The organism is Treponema sp. (genome assembly GCF_051883275.1).
Taxonomy (GTDB): Bacteria; Spirochaetota; Spirochaetia; order Treponematales; family Treponemataceae; genus Treponema_D.
The window spans coordinates 80,692-98,461 of record NZ_JBJETK010000004.1 but is presented as its reverse complement, the minus strand read 5'-3'; the positions used below and the strand labels follow the sequence as shown (position 1 = coordinate 98,461).

Genomic DNA, 17,770 nt, shown 5'->3' with positions numbered 1-17,770 from the left:
TGTACGAAAGAGGAATTTGAAATAAAATACGATGATACTGTTATATTTCAGCATAGATATCGTCCTGGAAAAAAAAGAAACAATAGTTCCCAAACTTCAGAAGACATGACATCTGGAGATCAGAATTCTGAAGAAATAGTAAAAAATAATACTATGTTATATCCTTTTTTTAATGACTTAAATTATTTTAAGAGTCTTAGAGAGTCACGAGCTCAGGAACTTCTGCGTAATGGAATATCTCCAAATACATCTTTAGAATTTCAAGAAATTGAAAATAGAATTGATTATCTAAACAAATCTATCATTAAAGAAGCAAAAGAAGCTATGAAATGGTTAATAAAGTTTTGTACAAAGGATGACTCTGATTGGGAAACATTAGGATTTAAGCTTTATAACAGATTTTGTGAAAATGACGATACAGATTATAAAAATGATTCTCTCCTGAATAAATTGTTTACAGAGCATAGTAAAACTAAAAAATGTATAAAGGAATTTAGAAAAAGGTTTGAAAACTATTTAAAAAAATATAAATATGAAATAGGCATTTTTAATATAGACGATTTTAATAATTCTATCTACGGAAACTATAAATCCGAAAATGGAGTAAAGAGACCTATATTTGGAAACTATTTAACAGACGGACCAAATGGACCTATGTTGTGTTTTCATGATATACAAGGTTTTGATGTTATAGCAAAGAATATATTAATAAAAAATGGAAAATTTTATTGCACGCTATTCTTTGACTTCTATGATCATTTTGGATTAGATTCTAATGATTTATCTAGTTTTGATATATTTCCAGCTTTACGTTCAGGATTTCAAGGATGGTATATTTTACAACATTTCAATGAATGTGAAACTGGATGTAAACCTTTTATAGATCATGCCACTTATGAAGAAAAGGTAGAATTAGAAATTGAAAATTAAGAACATTTATATCAGCCACATCATTTTTCTAATTCTCTCCATAATGCTACCAATTTTTATTATTTATCTAGGTCTTACGCATCCATATATCTCGTATAAAGGTGACAAAAATATTCCGGAAGAAGATATTGTTCATTTTAATGGGCTTACATTTCGAGATTTAAAGATGGATAACATTACAGAATGCAATGGAAAGACTTTAATTGTAAAATATTATATTGTAAAAAGGACTTTGTTACCAACTAAAATTCTTTTAAAATCCTATTGTTTGGATCAATATAACAAGAATAAATCATATGAAATTATGTCATTTCATTTTTATCAAGTTTCTGGGAAGATGCCTTTTTACTGGAGAGATGAAGAGCCATTTCCAGATTTAGAAATGTGTTCTGATTATTTGTTAAGAGCTTTTTGGGTAACGGAGGACGGAATAGAATTTAGAGATTATTATTAAAAAAATATTAAATCTGAAAAAGTATACCAAGAGAATTCGAGTTCATGCTTAAAGATTATGACGATGAAATAGAAATTCCATACAGAAAAAAGCCGAAATTCATTATCATGGCAGAAAGTTACCGCTGTTCAGAAAAGCAGTCAGAAAAAATGGAACTTTCAAGGGATATAGAAGTAACAAGGCTAGACAGCTCAAATAATCCGATTGAGGATGTAAAGGTATGCTTAAAGGAGCCTGACAGAAAGAGAAGCCACTTTATAAACGGCGGAGTTGACCGGGCAGATGCAAAGGAAATAGCAGCTGCATTCTTAATGCAAAGTTCATTTAAGTTCCAGACAGTCAGGGCAAAATGTGAAGGAAATTACAGAATCAAGCCGGGCAACAGGCTTGCCGTAAAATATCTTGGAGAAATGTTCTCAGGTGAATACCTTATAAAATTTGTAACGCATACATTTGACATATTGAACGGCTACAGAACGGAATGTGGCCTGATGCGGAACTGCTGCGAGACGTCGAGGCACAAAGGGTATGCAAGTGAAATCGACAGTGAAATGGTACGGAACAGAACAAAAAATCCGCAAATTTTAAACTCACGCTGGGAAAAAGACGGCAAGCCTATTACCAAAGCGCTTGTCGGTGACGAAGTAATGCTCTGTGCCGATGTTACAGACCTTGACGATGGAGCGACCGCCACAATCAAAATCGTTGAAAAAGACGATGACGGCTCATGCGACTACGACGAGTATCTGGACTAATATATCACGAATTATGAAATGTAATGTCACGAATTGTGTACTGTCATGAGGCTACCTAAAAAGTTGTCATGCTGAACTTGTTTCAGCATCTATGCTGTACACAGTGCATGGATTCCGAAATAAATTCGGAATGACAGTAAAAATAGGACTGACGGTAAAAATACAGAATGACACTGTAAATTCAGAATGGCACTATGCTTAAAAGTTACAAGACAGTTTCCGTACAGAAAAAAAATTCAAGGAAAAATCACAGGTATGGAATAAAATCTAGCGAACAGCCGCAAACATCCAGACTGTTTAAAATCAATGCCGTTTTATGTGCGGAAGCGGTCTGGGGATTTCGTCAGGAAAGGCACTTGATTAAAAAGAGAATGTGCTGAATTTTTGCAGGAAGAATTTCACGGAGCGGCGCGGTGCTTGTGTTTTCAGGTGAAAGAGAAAGCGCCTGGGACATTACATCGCTCATCACAGGGGGAACAGCTCCGAGAATTTGCACAATTTCAGATCCCCTGTACTGCCGCCTGAGCAGCCCGAAATTTTTCAGCCGCTCCTCCGGGTAGAATTTGCAGGGCCGCCAGACCGCACCATGGCTTTTGGAATAAAAGCAGCTGCCTCCGAAAAGCCTGCACACAAAAGGCCGCGCCCCGTAAATAGAACAGTGCCAGGGATTTTCCTTGTTGAAAAATATGCATGTCCGCCCTGAATCAGGAGGATTTTCAAGCAGCTTTTCTGCGGCCGCCCTCTGGTTCTGCAAAAGCCACACCGCCATAAAATCAGCCTCGGGCTCTGTCAAGTCCGGCTCAAAATTATGGCAGCACATTCCGCAGCCGTCAGGGCAGGTGAATTTTGTTTTTGTGTACCAGGCCGCCTGCTGCTTTTCAAGATTTTCATAGAGAACTTTTAAATCAGCGGCAAGCTTGCCTTCATGCGTGTCTTTTAAAAATTCAAAAAGAGAGTCCATATAATTAAAGAAACCTCTAAAAACAAAAGTCTTTAGAGGCAGCTGGAATGTGTCAAAAGTTTTCTAATACGCCTTGTCATGCACACCGGCAATGGCGCGTCCGCTCGGTTCGTCCATGTCCTTCCATGCGGCGTCCCACTCAAGAGCCTTTGCTGTTGAACAGGCGACACCGGCTTCATGCGGAACTGCAAGAGCTGCGCTTTCGCTCGGGAAAAGACGTGAGTAAATTTCCCTGTAATAATACTCTTCTTTTGTAACCGGTGTATTTACAGGAAATCTTTTTGCCCTCTGCGCGAATTCCGAATCAGAAACTTTCTGCGCTGTCATTTCCTTGAGCGTGTCTATCCAGCTGTATCCTACGCCGTCAGAAAACTGCTCCTTTTGGCGCCAGCAGATGTCAGGTGGAAGAATGTCCTCAAAAGCCTTCCGCACAATCCACTTTTCAATGCGCTGCTTTCCATCAGGAAGACGAATGTTCATTTTGTCCAGAGGATTCAATCCCATGGCAATGTCTATAAATTCCTTGTCAAGGAACGGAACACGGCCTTCAACTCCCCAGGCGGCAAGGGATTTGTTTGCGCGCAGACAGTCATACAAATGCAGCTTGCTGATTTTTCGCACAAGCTCTTCATGGAATTCACGGGCATTGGGCGCCTTGTGAAAATACAGATATCCCCCGAAAAGCTCGTCGCTGCCCTCTCCGGAAAGCACCATCTTGATTCCCATTGATTTTATCACGCGCGCCAAAAGATACATCGGCGTAGAAGCCCTGACCGTGGTTATATCGTATGTTTCAATATGGTAAATAACATCCTCGAGCGCATCCAGGGCTTCCTGAATTGTAAAGTGAACTTCGTGATGAACAGTGCCTATAAAATCCGCGGCTTTTTTTGCGGCAATCAAATCGGGGCTTCCTTCAAGTCCCACTGCAAAACTGTGAAGCTGAGGCCACCAGGCATCCTTCAGGGAGCCGGTTTCAATTCTCTTCCGCGCAAATTTCTGTGTCACCGCGGCGATTACAGTTGAATCAAGTCCGCCTGAAAGCAGAACTCCGTATGGAACATCGCTCATGAGCTGCTGCTTTACAGCTTTTTCAAGTCCGTCACGCACAGACTGAATTACATCTTCATTTAAAATTTCACCGCTGTCTCCGGTCGCGCGTCTGGCATTTTCAACAGCACTGAATTCCTCCCAGTCACGCTTGTACCAGCGTTTCGGCGCAGAATCCTTTGAATAAAAATAATGTCCGTTTGGAAATTCTTCTATAGAAACCATATTCTGCCCTTCAAGAGCCTTCAGCTCAGAAGCAACATAATACCGTCCCTGCTTGTCCCACGCCTGATAAAGCGGAATAACACCTATTTCATCCCTGCCTATCAGATAGACGTCCTTTTCAGAGTCATAAAGGGCAAACGCAAAAATTCCGCTCAAATCCTCAAGAAAATCTACGCCCTTTTCCTTGTAAAGCGGCAGGATAACCTCGCAGTCGCTCTGTGTTCTGAAATTATATTTTCCGGCAAACTGGCGGCGGATTTCCTGGTGGTTGTAGATTTCGCCGTTCGCCGCAAGAATTATTTTTCCATCGTCACTCACCAGAGGCTGCTTTCCGGACAAAGGGTCTACAATGGAAAGCCGTTCATGGCTCAGTATCGCATTGTCCCCTGTGTATACTCCGCTCCAGTCCGGTCCCCTGTGACGAATTTTTTTAGACATATCCAGAATCTGAGAACGAAGCTGTTCTTTCAGTCCCTCATCAATCGGCTGTGAGCCGCTGTTCAAGTCAAATGCGCCAACAAATCCACACATATATAACCCCTTTTTCAATTAATTGGCAAAAAAAAGACGCCTGTTTTACGGGCATAACAATACCTCTAAAACAGACGTCTTTGTCTTTTGCAAAGTATATTTCTTTTTTAGTTCCATGTCAATTCATGAAAAAAAAACAACGGACTGCCCTAAGGAGGAGAAAGACAGCCCGTTCCAAAATATAGCAACTTTTTTACGTTTATTACTATTGACTATAACGTACATGAAAATTATATTGAAGTCAATAATTTTTATGAATTATTTGAAATATTTTGTAAATATTGCAGTATTTCGCAAGGAGCAACGTTTTCATGCATAAAAAAATCGGTATAATAGGAGCCATGAGCGTAGAGCTTGAATTTCTGAAGTCAAAGCTCGAAACAGCGGACAACCTTCCAAAAACAGTGCAGTCAGGAGGAATGAGCTTTACAGAAGGCCGCATAAAGGACACACAGGTTGTTATTGTAAAATCAGGAATCGGCAAGGTAAACGCGGCTCTGTGCGCACAGCGGCTGATTCTTCAGTTCGGATGCACACATATTGTAAACACGGGAATCGCAGGAGCGGCGGCGGCTGGGCTGAAAATACTTGACTTCGTAGTGTCCGCTGATGCCCTTTACCATGATATGGATGCAACAGGATTCGGCTACAGGAAAACTGAAATTCCGCAGATGGAATGCAGCGATTTTCCGGCCGACAAGGCAATGATTGAGGCGGCGCAGCAGGCGTTCGGGGAATTTTCCAAGGAGCACTCGCTTGTGCTTGGAAGAATCGCCACGGGAGATCAGTTTGTGAGCGGCAGCGCACAGAAATCCGCCATTCAGCAAGCCTGCGCCCCGGCCTGCATTGAAATGGAGGGAGCCGCTGTTGCCCATGCCTGCTGGGTTAACGGAATTCCGTTTGTTGTCATACGCTGCATGAGCGACATGGCGGATGAAAACGGCGAGTCAACCTACAGCTTCAACGAAAGCGAAGCCGCCAGACTCAGCGGCTCACTGGTGCTTGAAATGCTCGGCAGATTCTAGCAGGAGCAAAAAGAGAGCATCTTGACAAGACCACGGGGGGGGGATTCTTTTCCTGGCTGTCTAAAATTGTCACTAACAGCTTGCCATAAGAACAGCTGTTGAATTTTTATAAAAAGATTATTCATAAAATATGGAGATGAAATCAAAAATGAAAAAGAAATGCATTGCTTTTATGATTTTTACAGTTTTATCGGCCTTGCTGAATGCGGAGCCAGTCGTTTCAAAGTTCGAAATTCATGGACTCAAGCGGACAAAGGAATCCGTTGTTCAGCGCGACCTTAAAAAATTCCTGGGAAAGGAACTTACTCCGGCTCTTGTTCACAAAATAGAAAATTCGCTCCAGGAGGACAACCTCTTTTCAAATATCAGCATCGAAACTTCCGAGATTTCAGAAACGGAATCCTGCGTGGTGATTTCTCTCGAGGAAAAGCTTTCTGTTTTTCCGCTCCCGATTGTGTCCGTGAACAACGGCGAATTTTTCGGCGGCGCATTTTTCCTTGACTCGAATGCCCTGGGAAGAAAAGACTTTTTTATTCTGGGAGGAATTTTTTCGGCGAAAAGCTATTCCGGCATCGTTTCATTCGAGCGGCCGGCAAAAGGCTCGTCTTTCGGCTTTGGAATTTTCACGGGCATTGCCAAGGAAGACAAGGAAATCAACACCACAGAGGATAAAACAGTCTATGACTTCGACACCTTTGTTTTTCAGGAAAGCGTTTCTGTTTCAAGAAAATTTTTTGAATGTCTGACACTTTCGCTCAACACTGGAATTGAAATTCACAACATCGACAGCTCCGACGAAATAAAAGGAGAAATCGAATCAGAAAAAGCATGGAACATCGGCGGACAAATGAAATTTGAAAGATCCGACTGGAACGGAGTGTTCATGTCCGAAAATTCCGCCTCTGCCAGAACATTTGTAAATGTAACAACCTGCCGCGATGTGTTCAACGGATTTGAGCTGGGAATAAAAATACAGCAGCCGATTTTTGAAAAGCTCAGGCTGATTCAGGCGGCTTCCTGCTTTTTTGAATTCGAAGCTCCGGTCACATTCTACGAGGACAGATACCATTCCTCTGTGAGCCTCTTTCCGTCAGACTTTGCCTCTGATGCAATGGCCGGGCTTTCCGCGGGACTTGAATACGCCGCCTTCAATACAAAAATCGGTCTTTTTTCAGTTTATGCGGTTTATCAGACTGCGCGCGCCAAGGATCTTGACAGAAGCTGGGTTTTCAACCAGGGCGCTGGCGGCGGCATGAAGATGTACCTTTCAAAAGTAGCATTTCCTGCCTGTTCACTTGAAATCATCTACAATATCACAGAAAAAGAATTCCAGACAGGATTTTCTATAGGAATGTCACTGTAGGAGCATTACAGTCCTATCTTCCAGCCCAGGGAAACAGGGGTAACATAAAATTTGATGCTCCCCTTCTTGAAAGTGTTATCCTTTTTTTCCGGGCGTGAAGCGACAAGCTCATGTATAACGGGAACTCCTATTCCGCAGACAGTTCCCAGAGCCGCTCCAAAAAGCGTATCAGTCAAAAAGTGGTTTCCGCTCATAATCCTAAGGGCGGCAGTTCCGGCTGCAACTGAATACGAAGCGGCAATCAAAGGCACTTTCCATTTTGAATCAGGGTAGTACCGGCAGAATGTGTACGAAAGAAATCCTGCGCCCAAAAACGCATCTGTGGTATGGCCGCTCGGACTTGAAAATTCAAAGTCATAATTATCCAGCTTGTCGCTCGGATAATCATCATAATACATGTAAGGGCGCACCCTCTTTATTCCCATTTTCAGAAAATTCTTTGCGCTGTAGTCAAGAAGATAGGCTTCAACATACATAGTCGCCATTGTCAAAAAATCCTCTGAGGAAAAAGTCTCGGAAAAGAATCCTGCGCCATAGACCGCAAAGGGGAGCGCAAGGTTCACGGCACAGGCGGCAGTTCCAAGGTGGTCCAGCGGCCTGCTGTATCCGCGCGAAAGCTTTCTGTCGATAAAATTGACCGAGCCAAGATTGTAGGTGCGCTCTGTATATTCGGGGAAATCGATTGTCCTTTCAGCGGCAACAGCGGACACAGTAAAAACAGTTCCGGCTCCAAGAAGAATTCCGTCTGCAACAGGATTCAGCTTGAAATGTGAATCAGCTGTCTCAGAAAAAATGCGCGGCAAAAAAACAAGAAAAATAGCGGCGGAAAAAAAACGCTTCACAGCAACCTACTTTCTAAGCTCATACATGACTACGGAAGCCGCCTGGGCAACATTCAGGCTGTCAACACGCGGGCCGGAATCTCCCATTCCAGCGAATGGTATTATGACAAGGCTGTCGCAGTTTTGCGCCACTTCATCGCTGATTCCCTTTTCCTCATTGCCGAGCACAACCAGGGCAGGCTTTCCGGCGCACAGGGATTTCATCTGCGAAACATCAGTTGTGCCTTTAAGTGAAGTTCCAAAGCGCGCCATTTTTCCCTTCATGTCCTTGAGAAGAAACGGAATTGACCTGACAGAATAAATGTTCACAAATTCCATTCCGCCCTCGGCCACGCGGTAGCTGCTGGTTGTAACGGAGGACTGGGATTCATCAAGCGGAATGACTATGTTGCGTATACCAAAAAAAGCCGCGCTTCTTACAATGGCGCCCAGATTGTTCGCATTTCCCACGCGGTCTAGGATAATGGCGCTTTCATTCTGCTCAACCCAGCGGGCGGTAATATCGGTGTTAAGAGGAAGAACCCTTGGAGCTTCAATCATCGCAACAACGCCCTGGTGATGCACGCTTCCGCAAAGTTTTTCAAGCTCCGCGGAATCTGAAACTTTATTATACGGACGCTTTGAGGCAGCCATTTTTTTGCACAGTCCGCCGAAAAAAGGCGCACGCTCCTCTGTAAAATAAAAGCGCTGAATTTTCTGGCTGTTCATTTTTTCCAGTGTTTTTACGGCGGCAAAACCGCAGACTGCAAGTTCGTTTCTCTGAGTATTTTTCATACAGAAAATATACCTGCAATCGGAGAAAAATTCAATTAAAGCGAGAAAAAGTGAAAATCGTCGGAAAGTTTTTGGAAACGCTGACCAGCATTTGAATGAATCAAGAAAAATTCAAAAATGCAACCAGCGTTTTTAGATTCTATTCTTCAAGCTTGGACAGCTTTGACTTTCTGGAGCCGGCAGCGTAAAAAGTTCCCAGAACCGCGCCTGTAAGAATAACTGCGCACAGCACTTCAAAAAATCCATTAGTAATCATTGTAGTGGCGATGACAGCCGCAAAAGCCTTGAATCCTGAAAGCGTTTCAGCCGCAAGCCCGAGTTTTTTTATGGCCGCATTAATCATCGGAATGAATTTATCGCCGTACAAAAGGAAAATCGCGCCCATGACAACAACAGTATGAAAAAAAGTGCCAAAGGCGGCGGCAATGATTCCGCTCAGAACCTTAGGAAAATGCGGAATACAGTTAAACAGCGCAAAAATCGCCCACACAGCCACAGGAAAAAGAAGGCGCGGAAGCACAGAAACAACAGGGTTCATAAAAAACAGGCTTGAGCCGGCTCCAGTCATCAGCGCCTTGACAAGGCTCGAAGTTCCGAACACAAAACCTGTTACAAGCCCCGGAACAAGCCCTGCAAGAAGAGTTGCAATAATCACAGGAACGTGCATCAGGGTTATCTGTATTGCGCCGCCGAGCTGAATATACCCCAATGGAGTAAATGCAAGCAGTATGCTCAGGGCTGAAAAAACACCTGACAAAGCAATCTTGTAATTCAGTGAACTAGAATTCTTTTCCATAAAAGAAACCTCGCTAAAAAATATTTTCAAAAGATTTTTTCTGGCACAGGCACGAAACAAACGGACGGCCCGCAAGCACTTCAGAAACTCCGTAGGACTGCGCCTTAAAAACATCGTTCCAGGAGCGAATTCCGCCGTCAACCCAAATCTGGCCGCAGAAAGAACGCAGAAGCTGGAATTTTTCCGCAAGAAATTCAGCGGTGCTCTGCTCCCGGGCTTCCACTCTTCCGCCATGATTAGAAACAAAAACAACATCCGGCCTGACCTGCTCTGCAAGCTCAATGTCCGCCTCGGAAAAAATTCCTTTTATAACAAAAGGAATTCCCCTGCGGGCAAAACAGGACTTCAGCTCAAGCAATGAAGCCGCATCTTTTTTTTCAAGGGACGCTTTGTTTCTCATTGTGAGTATATTATATGCATCGATATCAATTCCGCAGAATTCCGATACATCCGCCGCCCACTCAAAACGCTCGAAAATTTTTTTGTTGCTGTAGGGCTTTATAAAAACCGCCGCTTTTTTTCCAGCCGCACGCACAGCCTCAATTCCCCACTGAAGCTTGCAGTCCGGAACTCCATCGCCAATGCTGAGCCTCGCTCCGGAAGAAACACAGCCGGCTATCAAATCAAAATAAAACTGCCTTTCATCCGGGTAGCCGACATTTTCAACCGCGCCTGTCATCGGGGCAAGCCGGATTTCCTTTCTGAATGAATTTTCAGGGCCGAAAGGAATATCATTCCACCCCTGGCAATTTAAAATAAAATTTGCATTTTTATTTATTCCGCCCATTCCAGGAAGCTCGCCGGCGCACCCAAGACCAGCGCACGGATTGCAGAACCTGCACTTGAATTTATTCTCCAAGACAAATCCCCATGTCTCTTGCGGTTTTCAGCATCGGATGATCAAGCGGAATTCCCTTTGTTTTTCCTGCAACAGAATCCAGAGGAACCGCAGTTATAATTCCGTTCTGCACCGCAACAAGATTTCCGAATTTTTCTTCCGCAAGAAAATCCGCGGCGGCAGAGCCGATGTACGTTGAAAAAAGGCGGTCATAGGAAGAAGGTGTTCCGCTGCGCTGAAGATAGCCAACCACAGTTACCCTGCACTCAAGACCAGTCGCCTCTTCAATCTCCTTTGCAACCCTGAAGCCTATCGACGTGTGCATGGAAGCGCGGGCTTTTTTAAATGCCTTTTTATCAAGCAAAGCCTCGGCCTTTGATTTTGCGCCTTCAGCTACAACTATAACTGAAAAATTCTTGCCGGAATTTCTACGCTCCTTTATTTTTTCCACAACGCTATTTATGTCATAGGGAATTTCAGGAATGAGCACGGCATCCGCTCCGCCTGAAATTCCTGAATACAGCCCGAGCCAGCCTACCTTGTGCCCCATCACTTCCACAACCATTATGCGGCTGTGGCTGCACGCTGTGGAATGAATTCTGTCAACCGCATCTGTGGCAACATCCAGGGCTGTATAAAAGCCGAATGTAACATCCGAGCCTTCAATATCATTGTCTATTGTTTTCGGAAGCCCTATCACATTAAGACCGGATTGAAACAGAAGGCTTGCAGTCGTGTTTGTTCCGTTTCCGCCGATGCAGACAAGGGCATCTAGATTCCATTTTTTGTAATTTTCTTTTATAGCCTCAACCGGCAAAAGACCTGTGGCTTCATTTACAGTCGGATTTTTAAAGGGCTTTTCCCTTGATGTTCCCAGTATTGTTCCGCCCTGAGCAATAAGCCCGGAAATGTCGGGTTCAGACAGAATCCGCATATCTCCATTTATAAGACCGCGGTAGCCATTGAAAATACCCACAGCTTCCATGCCGTACTTGCATTTTGCTGTGCGGCACAAAGCCCTTATAGCAGCATTAAGTCCGGGAGCATCCCCGCCGCTTGTAAGAACTCCAAATCGTTTTACCCTACATTCCATAGTTCGGCATTATATAGCAAAAGCCCTCTTTGGACAAGAAGAAGCTTTTTCAGCGGATTAGCGAATCATTAAATCAACGTTAAAAAAAAGCAGAAAACTGAAGCGCGCAGATTTTCCAGAAAAACTCTTCCCTAGAAAAGAAGTTGATTTTGATGTAGACTTTGCAAAGTGGGCGGACCTTGAAATTCAGTTTTGCAGGCTCCCATAAAATTACAATCAGGATATTTCCATGGCAAGAAAAAATTCACTGAGAGCCGTTTTTGACTCTCCTGTTATACTTGTGTTCACCGCAGTGTCGGCGGCGTTTTTTATTTTTGATGCGTTTTCAAGCATAAATATTTCCGGGCTGCTTTTTGAATGTCATGGCGCAAAGTCAGATCCTGCGTTCAACTTCAAGTCGGCGGCGGATTATGCGCGGATGATATTCTATCCTTTGGGATTTTCGGGGCGGCCGCAGTTTTTTATGAGCATGGCTTTTCTTCTTCTGCTCGGGCCGCTTCTGGAAGAGCGATACGGCTCGCTGATGCTTTCCCTGATGCTGTTTATAACTTCGCTTGTCGGCGGTGTTCTGACTGCGTGCCTTTCTCCGTTCAGCATTATGGGCGCGGGCGGAATTGTCTTTATGCTGGTGATTCTTTCGGTGCTTCAGTCTTTTATAAAAAAGCAGGTGCCGTTTTCATGGATTTTTGTTTTTATTCTGTTCATCAGTTTTGAACTGACCGCCGTTCCAGCCTCAGAGAATTTTCCGGATTTTCTGAACAAAAGCGTTCCTGTTTTTATTCAGCTGGCATCAGGAATCTGCGGAAGCCTTTTTGGATTTTTTGTGTGCCCGAAAAAGCGCGAAAGCACTCGCAAAGCCCAGAAGACGACTGCGGAAAATTCAGACTACAAGCAGGAATCCAGTTCCAGCAGCGACGAAACTATCATTGGAAACATAAGCCTGTAGGCGGCTTTTTCCGGGTTTTCTGCAATGCTTGGAAAAAAAATTCATGCGGCGCGGCAGCGCTTAAAATGCGGCGACTTTATTATTGCGCTTGTTTTTCTGGCGGCGATTTTTCTTTCCTTTTATATTCTAGCCCGAAATAAAATTCCCCGCCCGCCGCAGCTCCGGGTGCATACACCAAACGGTGAATTTCTATATCCGCTTTCAAAGGACGGAATATACACATTTGAAGGCGCACTCGGAGAAACTTCAGTCCAAATAAAAGACGGAAAAGCCAGCTTTGCAAATTCTCCGTGCCAGAACAAAAACTGCATTCAGGCCGGAGAAATCTCAGCAGACGGACAATGGGCGGCATGTCTTCCAAACAAAATTTTTATCAGCATAGAAGGAAGCGCACAGGAAGACGGCTTTGATGCGATTTCGAACTGAACGACCTGAAATCCCCGGCAAAAAGAGCTTCCGCACTGTACTGAAAAAATTCAGTTTTTTGAACTTTCGTTTATAAAATCCCTTGATACTTTGCCGCTTTTTCTATATATTCAAATGAACGAAACAAAGGCGTTTTGTAAAATACAGGCTAATTGTCTGTTTTTTGCAAAGCGCCTTTTTTTATGCAAGGGGTTACTATGAGTGAAGAGAACAAAACTTTGTATGACTCGTCGTTTGAGCATGATGCCTGCGGAATCGGAGCTGTCGTAAACATTGACGGAACTGCCAGCCGCAAAATAGTGGACAATGCGCTTTCCATTGTTGAAAAACTTGAGCATCGCGCAGGAAAAGATGCCACCGGTGAAACTGGAGATGGCGTTGGAATTCTTGTACAGATTTCCCACAATTTTTTTAAGAATGCCGCCGCGGAAATAGGAATAAAGCTCGGAGAAGCGCGCGATTACGGCGTGGGAATGTTCTTTTTTCCGCAGGACAAGTACATACGATCCCAGGCAATGAAAATGCTTGAGGTTCTTGCAAAAAAGGAAAACCTTAATTTTCTTGGCTGGAGAGAAGTGCCTGTAAATCCTGACGTTCTTGGACAGCGCGCAAAAGACTGCATGCCGTGCATTATGCAGTGTTTTATAGAAAGACCTTCGGACATTGAGAGGGGGCTTGCATTTGACCGCAAGCTTTATATTCTGCGCCGCCAGTTTGAACATTCACACCTGAACACATACATTGCTTCGCTTTCTTCGCGCACGATTGTCTACAAGGGAATGTTCCTTGTTCAGCAGCTCAGAACTTTCTACAGGGATCTTCAGTCTGAAGACTACACTTCATCCCTTGCGCTTGTACATTCGCGTTTCAGCACAAACACACAGCCCAGCTGGCAGCGCGCCCACCCGAACCGCTTTATTGCGCACAACGGTGAAATAAACACAATCCGCGGAAACGTTGACAGAATGTTGACCAGGGAAGAAACTCTTGATTCTCCTGTTTTCAAGGACGAGGAACTCAGGGAAATTCTTCCGGCAGTGGACACATCAGGCTCTGACTCCGCAATGCTTGACAACACTCTTGAATTCCTTGTGATGAACGGAATGCCGCTTCCACTTGCCGTTATGGTCTGTATTCCCGAGCCGTGGAAAAATGATGATACAATGAGCCAGCAAAAGCGCGACTTCTATCATTACTGGGCAACAATGATGGAGCCGTGGGACGGTCCTGCTGCGATTCTTTTCAGCGACGGAGATTTTGTCGGAGCGACACTCGACAGAAACGGACTGCGCCCTTCACGCTACTATATAACAAAAGACAATATGCTCATTCTTTCCTCTGAAGTGGGCGTTCTTGATATTCCGGAAGAAAACATCGTAAAAAAATCACGCTTGCAGCCTGGAAAAATTCTGCTTGTCGACACGGTTCAAAAGAAGCTTGTTTCAGATGAGGATGCAAAAAAACAGTACATAAATTTGTATCCATACGGCGAATGGCTCAACCTGAATCTTTTAAAGCTCAAGGATTTGTCAATTCCAAACAAGAAAATTCCTGTGTACACCCAGGAAGAGCGCGACATTATGTACCGTGCGTTCGGCTGGAATTATGAAGACGTAAACGAAATGATTCTGCCGATGGCCCAAAATGGAGTGGAGCCGACCGGAGCAATGGGAGTTGATACACCGCTCGCCGTGATGAGCGACAAGCATCCGCCTCTTTACAATTACTTCAAGCAGCTTTTTGCGCAGGTTACAAATCCTCCGATTGACTCGCTGCGTGAAAAAATCGTTACAGACACAACTGTTTATGTGGGAACAGACGGAAATCTTCTTGAGCCGAAAAGCTCAAACTGCACAGTCCTTGAGATAAATAATCCGATTTTGACCGGCGTTGATATGCTCAAGCTGAAAAACCTGAACCGTCCGGGACTTAAAACTGCTGTCATTTCGCTTTTGTATTACAAGAACACTTCGCTCAAGGAAGCTCTTGATAATATTTTTATTTCGATTGACCACGAATATCACAACGGTTCAAACATCATTATTTTAAGCGACCGCGGAGTTGACGAAAACCACGTTGCAATTCCGTCACTGCTTGCAGTAAGCGGCGTAGAACAGTATCTGGTGCGCACGAAAAAGCGCACGGCAATTTCAATTATCCTTGAGTCTGCGGAAGTACGCAACGTTCATCAGGCGGCAATGATTTTAGGCTACGGTGCGCGTGCGGTAAATCCGTATCTTGCGCACGAGTGCATAGCCGAACTTATCGACCAGAAACTTCTGGACAAAGACTACCACACGGCGATTGACGACTACAACAAGGGAATTATAAACGGCATCGTAAAAATCGCCGCAAAAATGGGTATTTCCACAATTCAGTCCTACCAGTCTGCGCAGATTTTTGAAGCCGTGGGAATTAGTAAGGAAGTCATCGACCAGTACTTTACTAACACCGTAAGCCGCGTAGGCGGAATAGGACTTAAAGAAATCGAGGACGACGTAAACTTCCACCACAACAAGGCATTTGATCCGCTTGGACTTACGGTAAACACTCACCTTGACAGCGTTGGAAACCACAAGCTCCGCCGCGGTCCTACGTGCGAAGATCACCTGTATTCACCGGAAACAATAATCGCGCTTCAGGAATCTACGCGAAGCGGCGACTACAGCCGCTTTAAGGAATATACTGCTCTTGTTGACGACAACGCCCATCCGCACACACTGCGCGCAATGCTCAAATTCGACTTTGACGCCGCACAGGAAATTCCGCTTGACGAAGTAGAAAGCGTTGACGAAATTGTAAAGCGCTTTAAGACAGGCGCGATGAGCTACGGTTCAATCAGTCAGGAAGCGCACGAATGTATGGCGCTTGCGATGAACCATCTGCACGGAAAATCAAATTCCGGCGAGGGCGGAGAACGTCCGGAGCGGCTTGGAACAGACAGGAATTCTGCAATCAAGCAGGTTGCTTCAGGACGGTTCGGTGTAACGGAAGAATATCTTTTGAGCGCAAAGGAAATCCAGATAAAAATGGCGCAGGGAGCAAAGCCGGGCGAAGGCGGACATCTTCCTGGCAAAAAAGTCTATCCGTGGATTGCACAGACACGCTATGCAACACCTGGCGTTTCGCTCATTTCACCGCCGCCGCACCACGACATCTATTCTATAGAAGATTTGGCGCAGCTTATCTACGACTTGAAAAACGCAAACCGCGCCGCACGCATTTCCGTAAAACTTGTTTCTGAAGCAGGCGTCGGAACGATTGCTGCCGGTGTTGCAAAAGCCGGCGCACAGGTCATCCTTATTTCCGGACACGACGGCGGAACAGGAGCTGCGCCTTTAAGTTCAATCCACCACGCAGGCTTGCCGTGGGAACTCGGACTTGCAGAAACACACCAGACGCTCATTCAGAACGGACTTAGAAGCCGCGTTGTCATTGAAACTGACGGCAAGCTTATGAGCGGACGCGACGTTGCAATCGCGACGCTTTTAGGTGCGGAAGAATTCGGTTTTGCAACTGCACCGCTTATCACGATGGGCTGTGCAATGATGCGCGTATGTAACCTTGATACCTGTCCGTTCGGCGTAGCAACGCAGAATTCAGAACTGCGCAAGCGTTTCACCGGAAAGCCGGAATACGTTGAAAACTTTATGAAATTCATCGCACAGGAACTGCGCGAATATATGGCAAAACTCGGCTTCAGGACGCTTGACGAAATGTGCGGACATTCCGAGCTTTTAAAGATAAAGGAAAAATGCTCGTTCCCTCGTGCAAACCTTGTCGATATGAGCAGGATAATCGGCTGGAAAGCACCGGACGGAACAAAATCGCACTTTGACCCGGCGGACATATACGACTTCCAGCTTGAAAAGACAGTCGATGAAAAAGAACTTCTGAAAGCGTTTGAAAAAGCAAAGAAAGCCAGAAAAGGCACGTTCAGTATTTCAATTTCTTCTACGGACAGAACTGTGGGAACGATACTCGGTTCAGAAATCCAGAAGAATTTTGGCGGAACGCTGAAAGACGATTCGTTTGTAGTAAACTGTACTGGCGGCGGCGGACAGAGCTTCGGCGCATTCATTCCTAAGGGAATGACGTTAAAGCTTGAAGGCGATGCAAACGACTATCTTGGAAAAGGTCTGAGCGGCGGAAAAATCGTCGTATATCCTTCCAAAGATGCCACGTACAAGGCAGAAGAAAATATCATCATCGGAAACGTTGCCCTTTACGGCGCAACAAGCGGCGAAGCGTACATAAACGGACTTGCCGGCGAGCGTTTCTGCGTTCGTAATTCCGGTGCAGTTGCCGTTGCAGAAGGATGCGGCGATCACGGACTTGAATATATGACAGGCGGAACGGCAGTTATTCTTGGCCCTACAGGACGAAATCTTGCAGCCGGAATGAGCGGCGGAATTGCCTACGTTCTTGACGAAAACCACGACCTGTACCTTCGCCTGAACAAACAGCTTGTTTCTATGGGTGAAGTTACCGACAAGCACGACATAGACACGCTGCGTGATTTGATTGAACGCCATACAAAAGAAACCGGCTCTAAGCTGGGAAAAAAGATTCTTGCAGATTTTGATAATTACATAAAGCACTTCAAGAAGATTGTTCCAAACGATTATCAAAAAATGATGACAGAAATTGCAAGAGGCGAGCAGCGTGGACTGAGCCACGAGGAAGCGGTTCTTGAAGCCTTTAAAAAGCTCACGGCATAAAGAGCGTTCTGCGAGTTTTAAGTCGTTGCAGCGGCATGGC

Annotated in this window: 15 protein-coding genes; 8 read left to right on the top strand and 7 right to left on the bottom strand. The window is 44.8% G+C overall.

Going from position 1 to position 17,770, the window contains the following annotated elements; translation table 11 throughout:
* From ACI4L0_RS00680 to ACI4L0_RS00670, 3 genes are all read left to right on the top strand, one after another.
* A partial coding sequence (locus ACI4L0_RS00680) for a DUF3289 family protein (protein ID WP_439798247.1) occupies positions 1-930 on the top strand: 930 nt, incomplete at its 5' end.
* Complete coding sequence (locus ACI4L0_RS00675; RefSeq protein ID WP_439798246.1) at positions 920-1,384, top strand: hypothetical protein; 465 nt, start codon at positions 920-922, stop codon at positions 1,382-1,384. The genes ACI4L0_RS00680 and ACI4L0_RS00675, both read left to right, overlap by 11 nt.
* Positions 1,385-1,428: 44 nt before the next feature.
* Positions 1,429-2,139: a hypothetical protein gene (locus tag ACI4L0_RS00670; protein WP_439798245.1), complete on the top strand. Its 711-nt coding sequence runs from the start codon at positions 1,429-1,431 to the stop codon at positions 2,137-2,139.
* A gap of 343 nt (positions 2,140-2,482) precedes the next feature.
* Here ACI4L0_RS00670 and ACI4L0_RS00665 read toward each other — a convergent pair whose 3' ends face one another.
* Positions 2,483-3,100: a YkgJ family cysteine cluster protein gene (locus tag ACI4L0_RS00665; RefSeq protein ID WP_439798244.1), complete on the bottom strand. Its 618-nt coding sequence runs from the start codon at positions 3,098-3,100 to the stop codon at positions 2,483-2,485.
* Between the two features lie 63 nt (positions 3,101-3,163).
* Positions 3,164-4,906: an asparagine synthase B gene (gene asnB / locus ACI4L0_RS00660; protein ID WP_439798243.1), complete on the bottom strand. Its 1,743-nt coding sequence runs from the start codon at positions 4,904-4,906 to the stop codon at positions 3,164-3,166.
* 311 nt (positions 4,907-5,217) lie between these two features.
* Here asnB and ACI4L0_RS00655 point away from each other — a divergent pair, with 311 nt between their 5' ends.
* The gene (locus tag ACI4L0_RS00655) at positions 5,218-5,931 is read left to right on the top strand and encodes a 5'-methylthioadenosine/adenosylhomocysteine nucleosidase (RefSeq protein WP_439798242.1); all 714 of its coding nucleotides are present in this window, start codon (positions 5,218-5,220) and stop codon (positions 5,929-5,931) included.
* A gap of 136 nt (positions 5,932-6,067) precedes the next feature.
* Positions 6,068-7,294 (top strand): hypothetical protein, encoded by a 1,227-nt coding sequence (locus ACI4L0_RS00650; RefSeq protein WP_439798241.1) that lies wholly within the window; start codon positions 6,068-6,070, stop codon positions 7,292-7,294.
* A 5-nt stretch (positions 7,295-7,299) separates the two neighbouring features.
* Here the strand turns inward: ACI4L0_RS00650 and ACI4L0_RS00645 are convergent, their stop codons facing one another.
* From ACI4L0_RS00645 to ACI4L0_RS00625, 5 genes are all read right to left on the bottom strand, one after another.
* The gene (locus ACI4L0_RS00645) at positions 7,300-8,136 is read right to left on the bottom strand and encodes a phosphatase PAP2 family protein (RefSeq protein WP_439798240.1); all 837 of its coding nucleotides are present in this window, start codon (positions 8,134-8,136) and stop codon (positions 7,300-7,302) included.
* A 6-nt stretch (positions 8,137-8,142) separates the two neighbouring features.
* A complete protein-coding gene (locus ACI4L0_RS00640; RefSeq protein WP_439798239.1) occupies positions 8,143-8,910 on the bottom strand; it encodes a TrmH family RNA methyltransferase in 768 nt (255 codons plus the stop codon).
* Positions 8,911-9,049: 139 nt separating this feature from the next.
* The gene (locus ACI4L0_RS00635; protein ID WP_439798238.1) at positions 9,050-9,706 is read right to left on the bottom strand and encodes an ECF transporter S component; all 657 of its coding nucleotides are present in this window, start codon (positions 9,704-9,706) and stop codon (positions 9,050-9,052) included.
* Positions 9,707-9,719: 13 nt separating this feature from the next.
* Positions 9,720-10,565: an alpha-hydroxy-acid oxidizing protein gene (locus ACI4L0_RS00630; protein WP_439798237.1), complete on the bottom strand. Its 846-nt coding sequence runs from the start codon at positions 10,563-10,565 to the stop codon at positions 9,720-9,722.
* Positions 10,555-11,637, bottom strand: coding sequence for a 6-phosphofructokinase (locus ACI4L0_RS00625; RefSeq protein WP_439798236.1), 1,083 nt, complete (start codon positions 11,635-11,637; stop codon positions 10,555-10,557). The genes ACI4L0_RS00630 and ACI4L0_RS00625 overlap by 11 nt, the downstream gene beginning before the upstream one ends.
* 229 nt (positions 11,638-11,866) lie before the next feature.
* On the opposite strand from ACI4L0_RS00625, the gene ACI4L0_RS00620 reads away from it, so the two are divergent.
* The 3 genes from ACI4L0_RS00620 to gltB all read left to right on the top strand — a co-directional run bounded on the left by ACI4L0_RS00620 (position 11,867) and on the right by gltB (position 17,730).
* Entirely contained in the window at positions 11,867-12,583 is a 717-nt protein-coding gene (locus ACI4L0_RS00620; protein ID WP_439798235.1) for a rhomboid family intramembrane serine protease, read from the top strand.
* Positions 12,584-12,607: 24 nt separating this feature from the next.
* Positions 12,608-13,009 carry a NusG domain II-containing protein gene (locus ACI4L0_RS00615; protein ID WP_439798234.1) on the top strand — a complete coding sequence of 134 codons (402 nt, stop codon included), beginning with the start codon at positions 12,608-12,610 and terminating at the stop codon, positions 13,007-13,009.
* A gap of 197 nt (positions 13,010-13,206) precedes the next feature.
* On the top strand, positions 13,207-17,730 hold the full coding sequence (gene gltB, locus ACI4L0_RS00610; protein ID WP_439798233.1) for a glutamate synthase large subunit: 4,524 nt from the start codon (positions 13,207-13,209) through the stop codon (positions 17,728-17,730).
* Positions 17,731-17,770: the final 40 nt, after the last annotated feature.

Bases quoted from the DNA above. Each gene is read 5' to 3' on its own strand.
- ACI4L0_RS00670 (WP_439798245.1), top strand. From the start codon at position 1,429: ATGCTTAAAGATTATGACGATGAAATAGAAATTCCATACAGAAAAAAG.
- ACI4L0_RS00665 (WP_439798244.1), bottom strand. From the start codon at position 3,100: ATGGACTCTCTTTTTGAATTTTTAAAAGACACGCATGAAGGCAAGCTT.
- asnB (WP_439798243.1), bottom strand. From the start codon at position 4,906: ATGTGTGGATTTGTTGGCGCATTTGACTTGAACAGCGGCTCACAGCCG.
- ACI4L0_RS00655 (WP_439798242.1), top strand. From the start codon at position 5,218: ATGCATAAAAAAATCGGTATAATAGGAGCCATGAGCGTAGAGCTTGAA.
- ACI4L0_RS00650 (WP_439798241.1), top strand. From the start codon at position 6,068: ATGAAATCAAAAATGAAAAAGAAATGCATTGCTTTTATGATTTTTACA.
- ACI4L0_RS00640 (WP_439798239.1), bottom strand. From the start codon at position 8,910: ATGAAAAATACTCAGAGAAACGAACTTGCAGTCTGCGGTTTTGCCGCC.
- ACI4L0_RS00635 (WP_439798238.1), bottom strand. From the start codon at position 9,706: ATGGAAAAGAATTCTAGTTCACTGAATTACAAGATTGCTTTGTCAGGT.
- ACI4L0_RS00625 (WP_439798236.1), bottom strand. From the start codon at position 11,637: ATGGAATGTAGGGTAAAACGATTTGGAGTTCTTACAAGCGGCGGGGAT.
- ACI4L0_RS00620 (WP_439798235.1), top strand. From the start codon at position 11,867: ATGGCAAGAAAAAATTCACTGAGAGCCGTTTTTGACTCTCCTGTTATA.
- ACI4L0_RS00615 (WP_439798234.1), top strand. From the start codon at position 12,608: ATGCTTGGAAAAAAAATTCATGCGGCGCGGCAGCGCTTAAAATGCGGC.
- gltB (WP_439798233.1), top strand. From the start codon at position 13,207: ATGAGTGAAGAGAACAAAACTTTGTATGACTCGTCGTTTGAGCATGAT.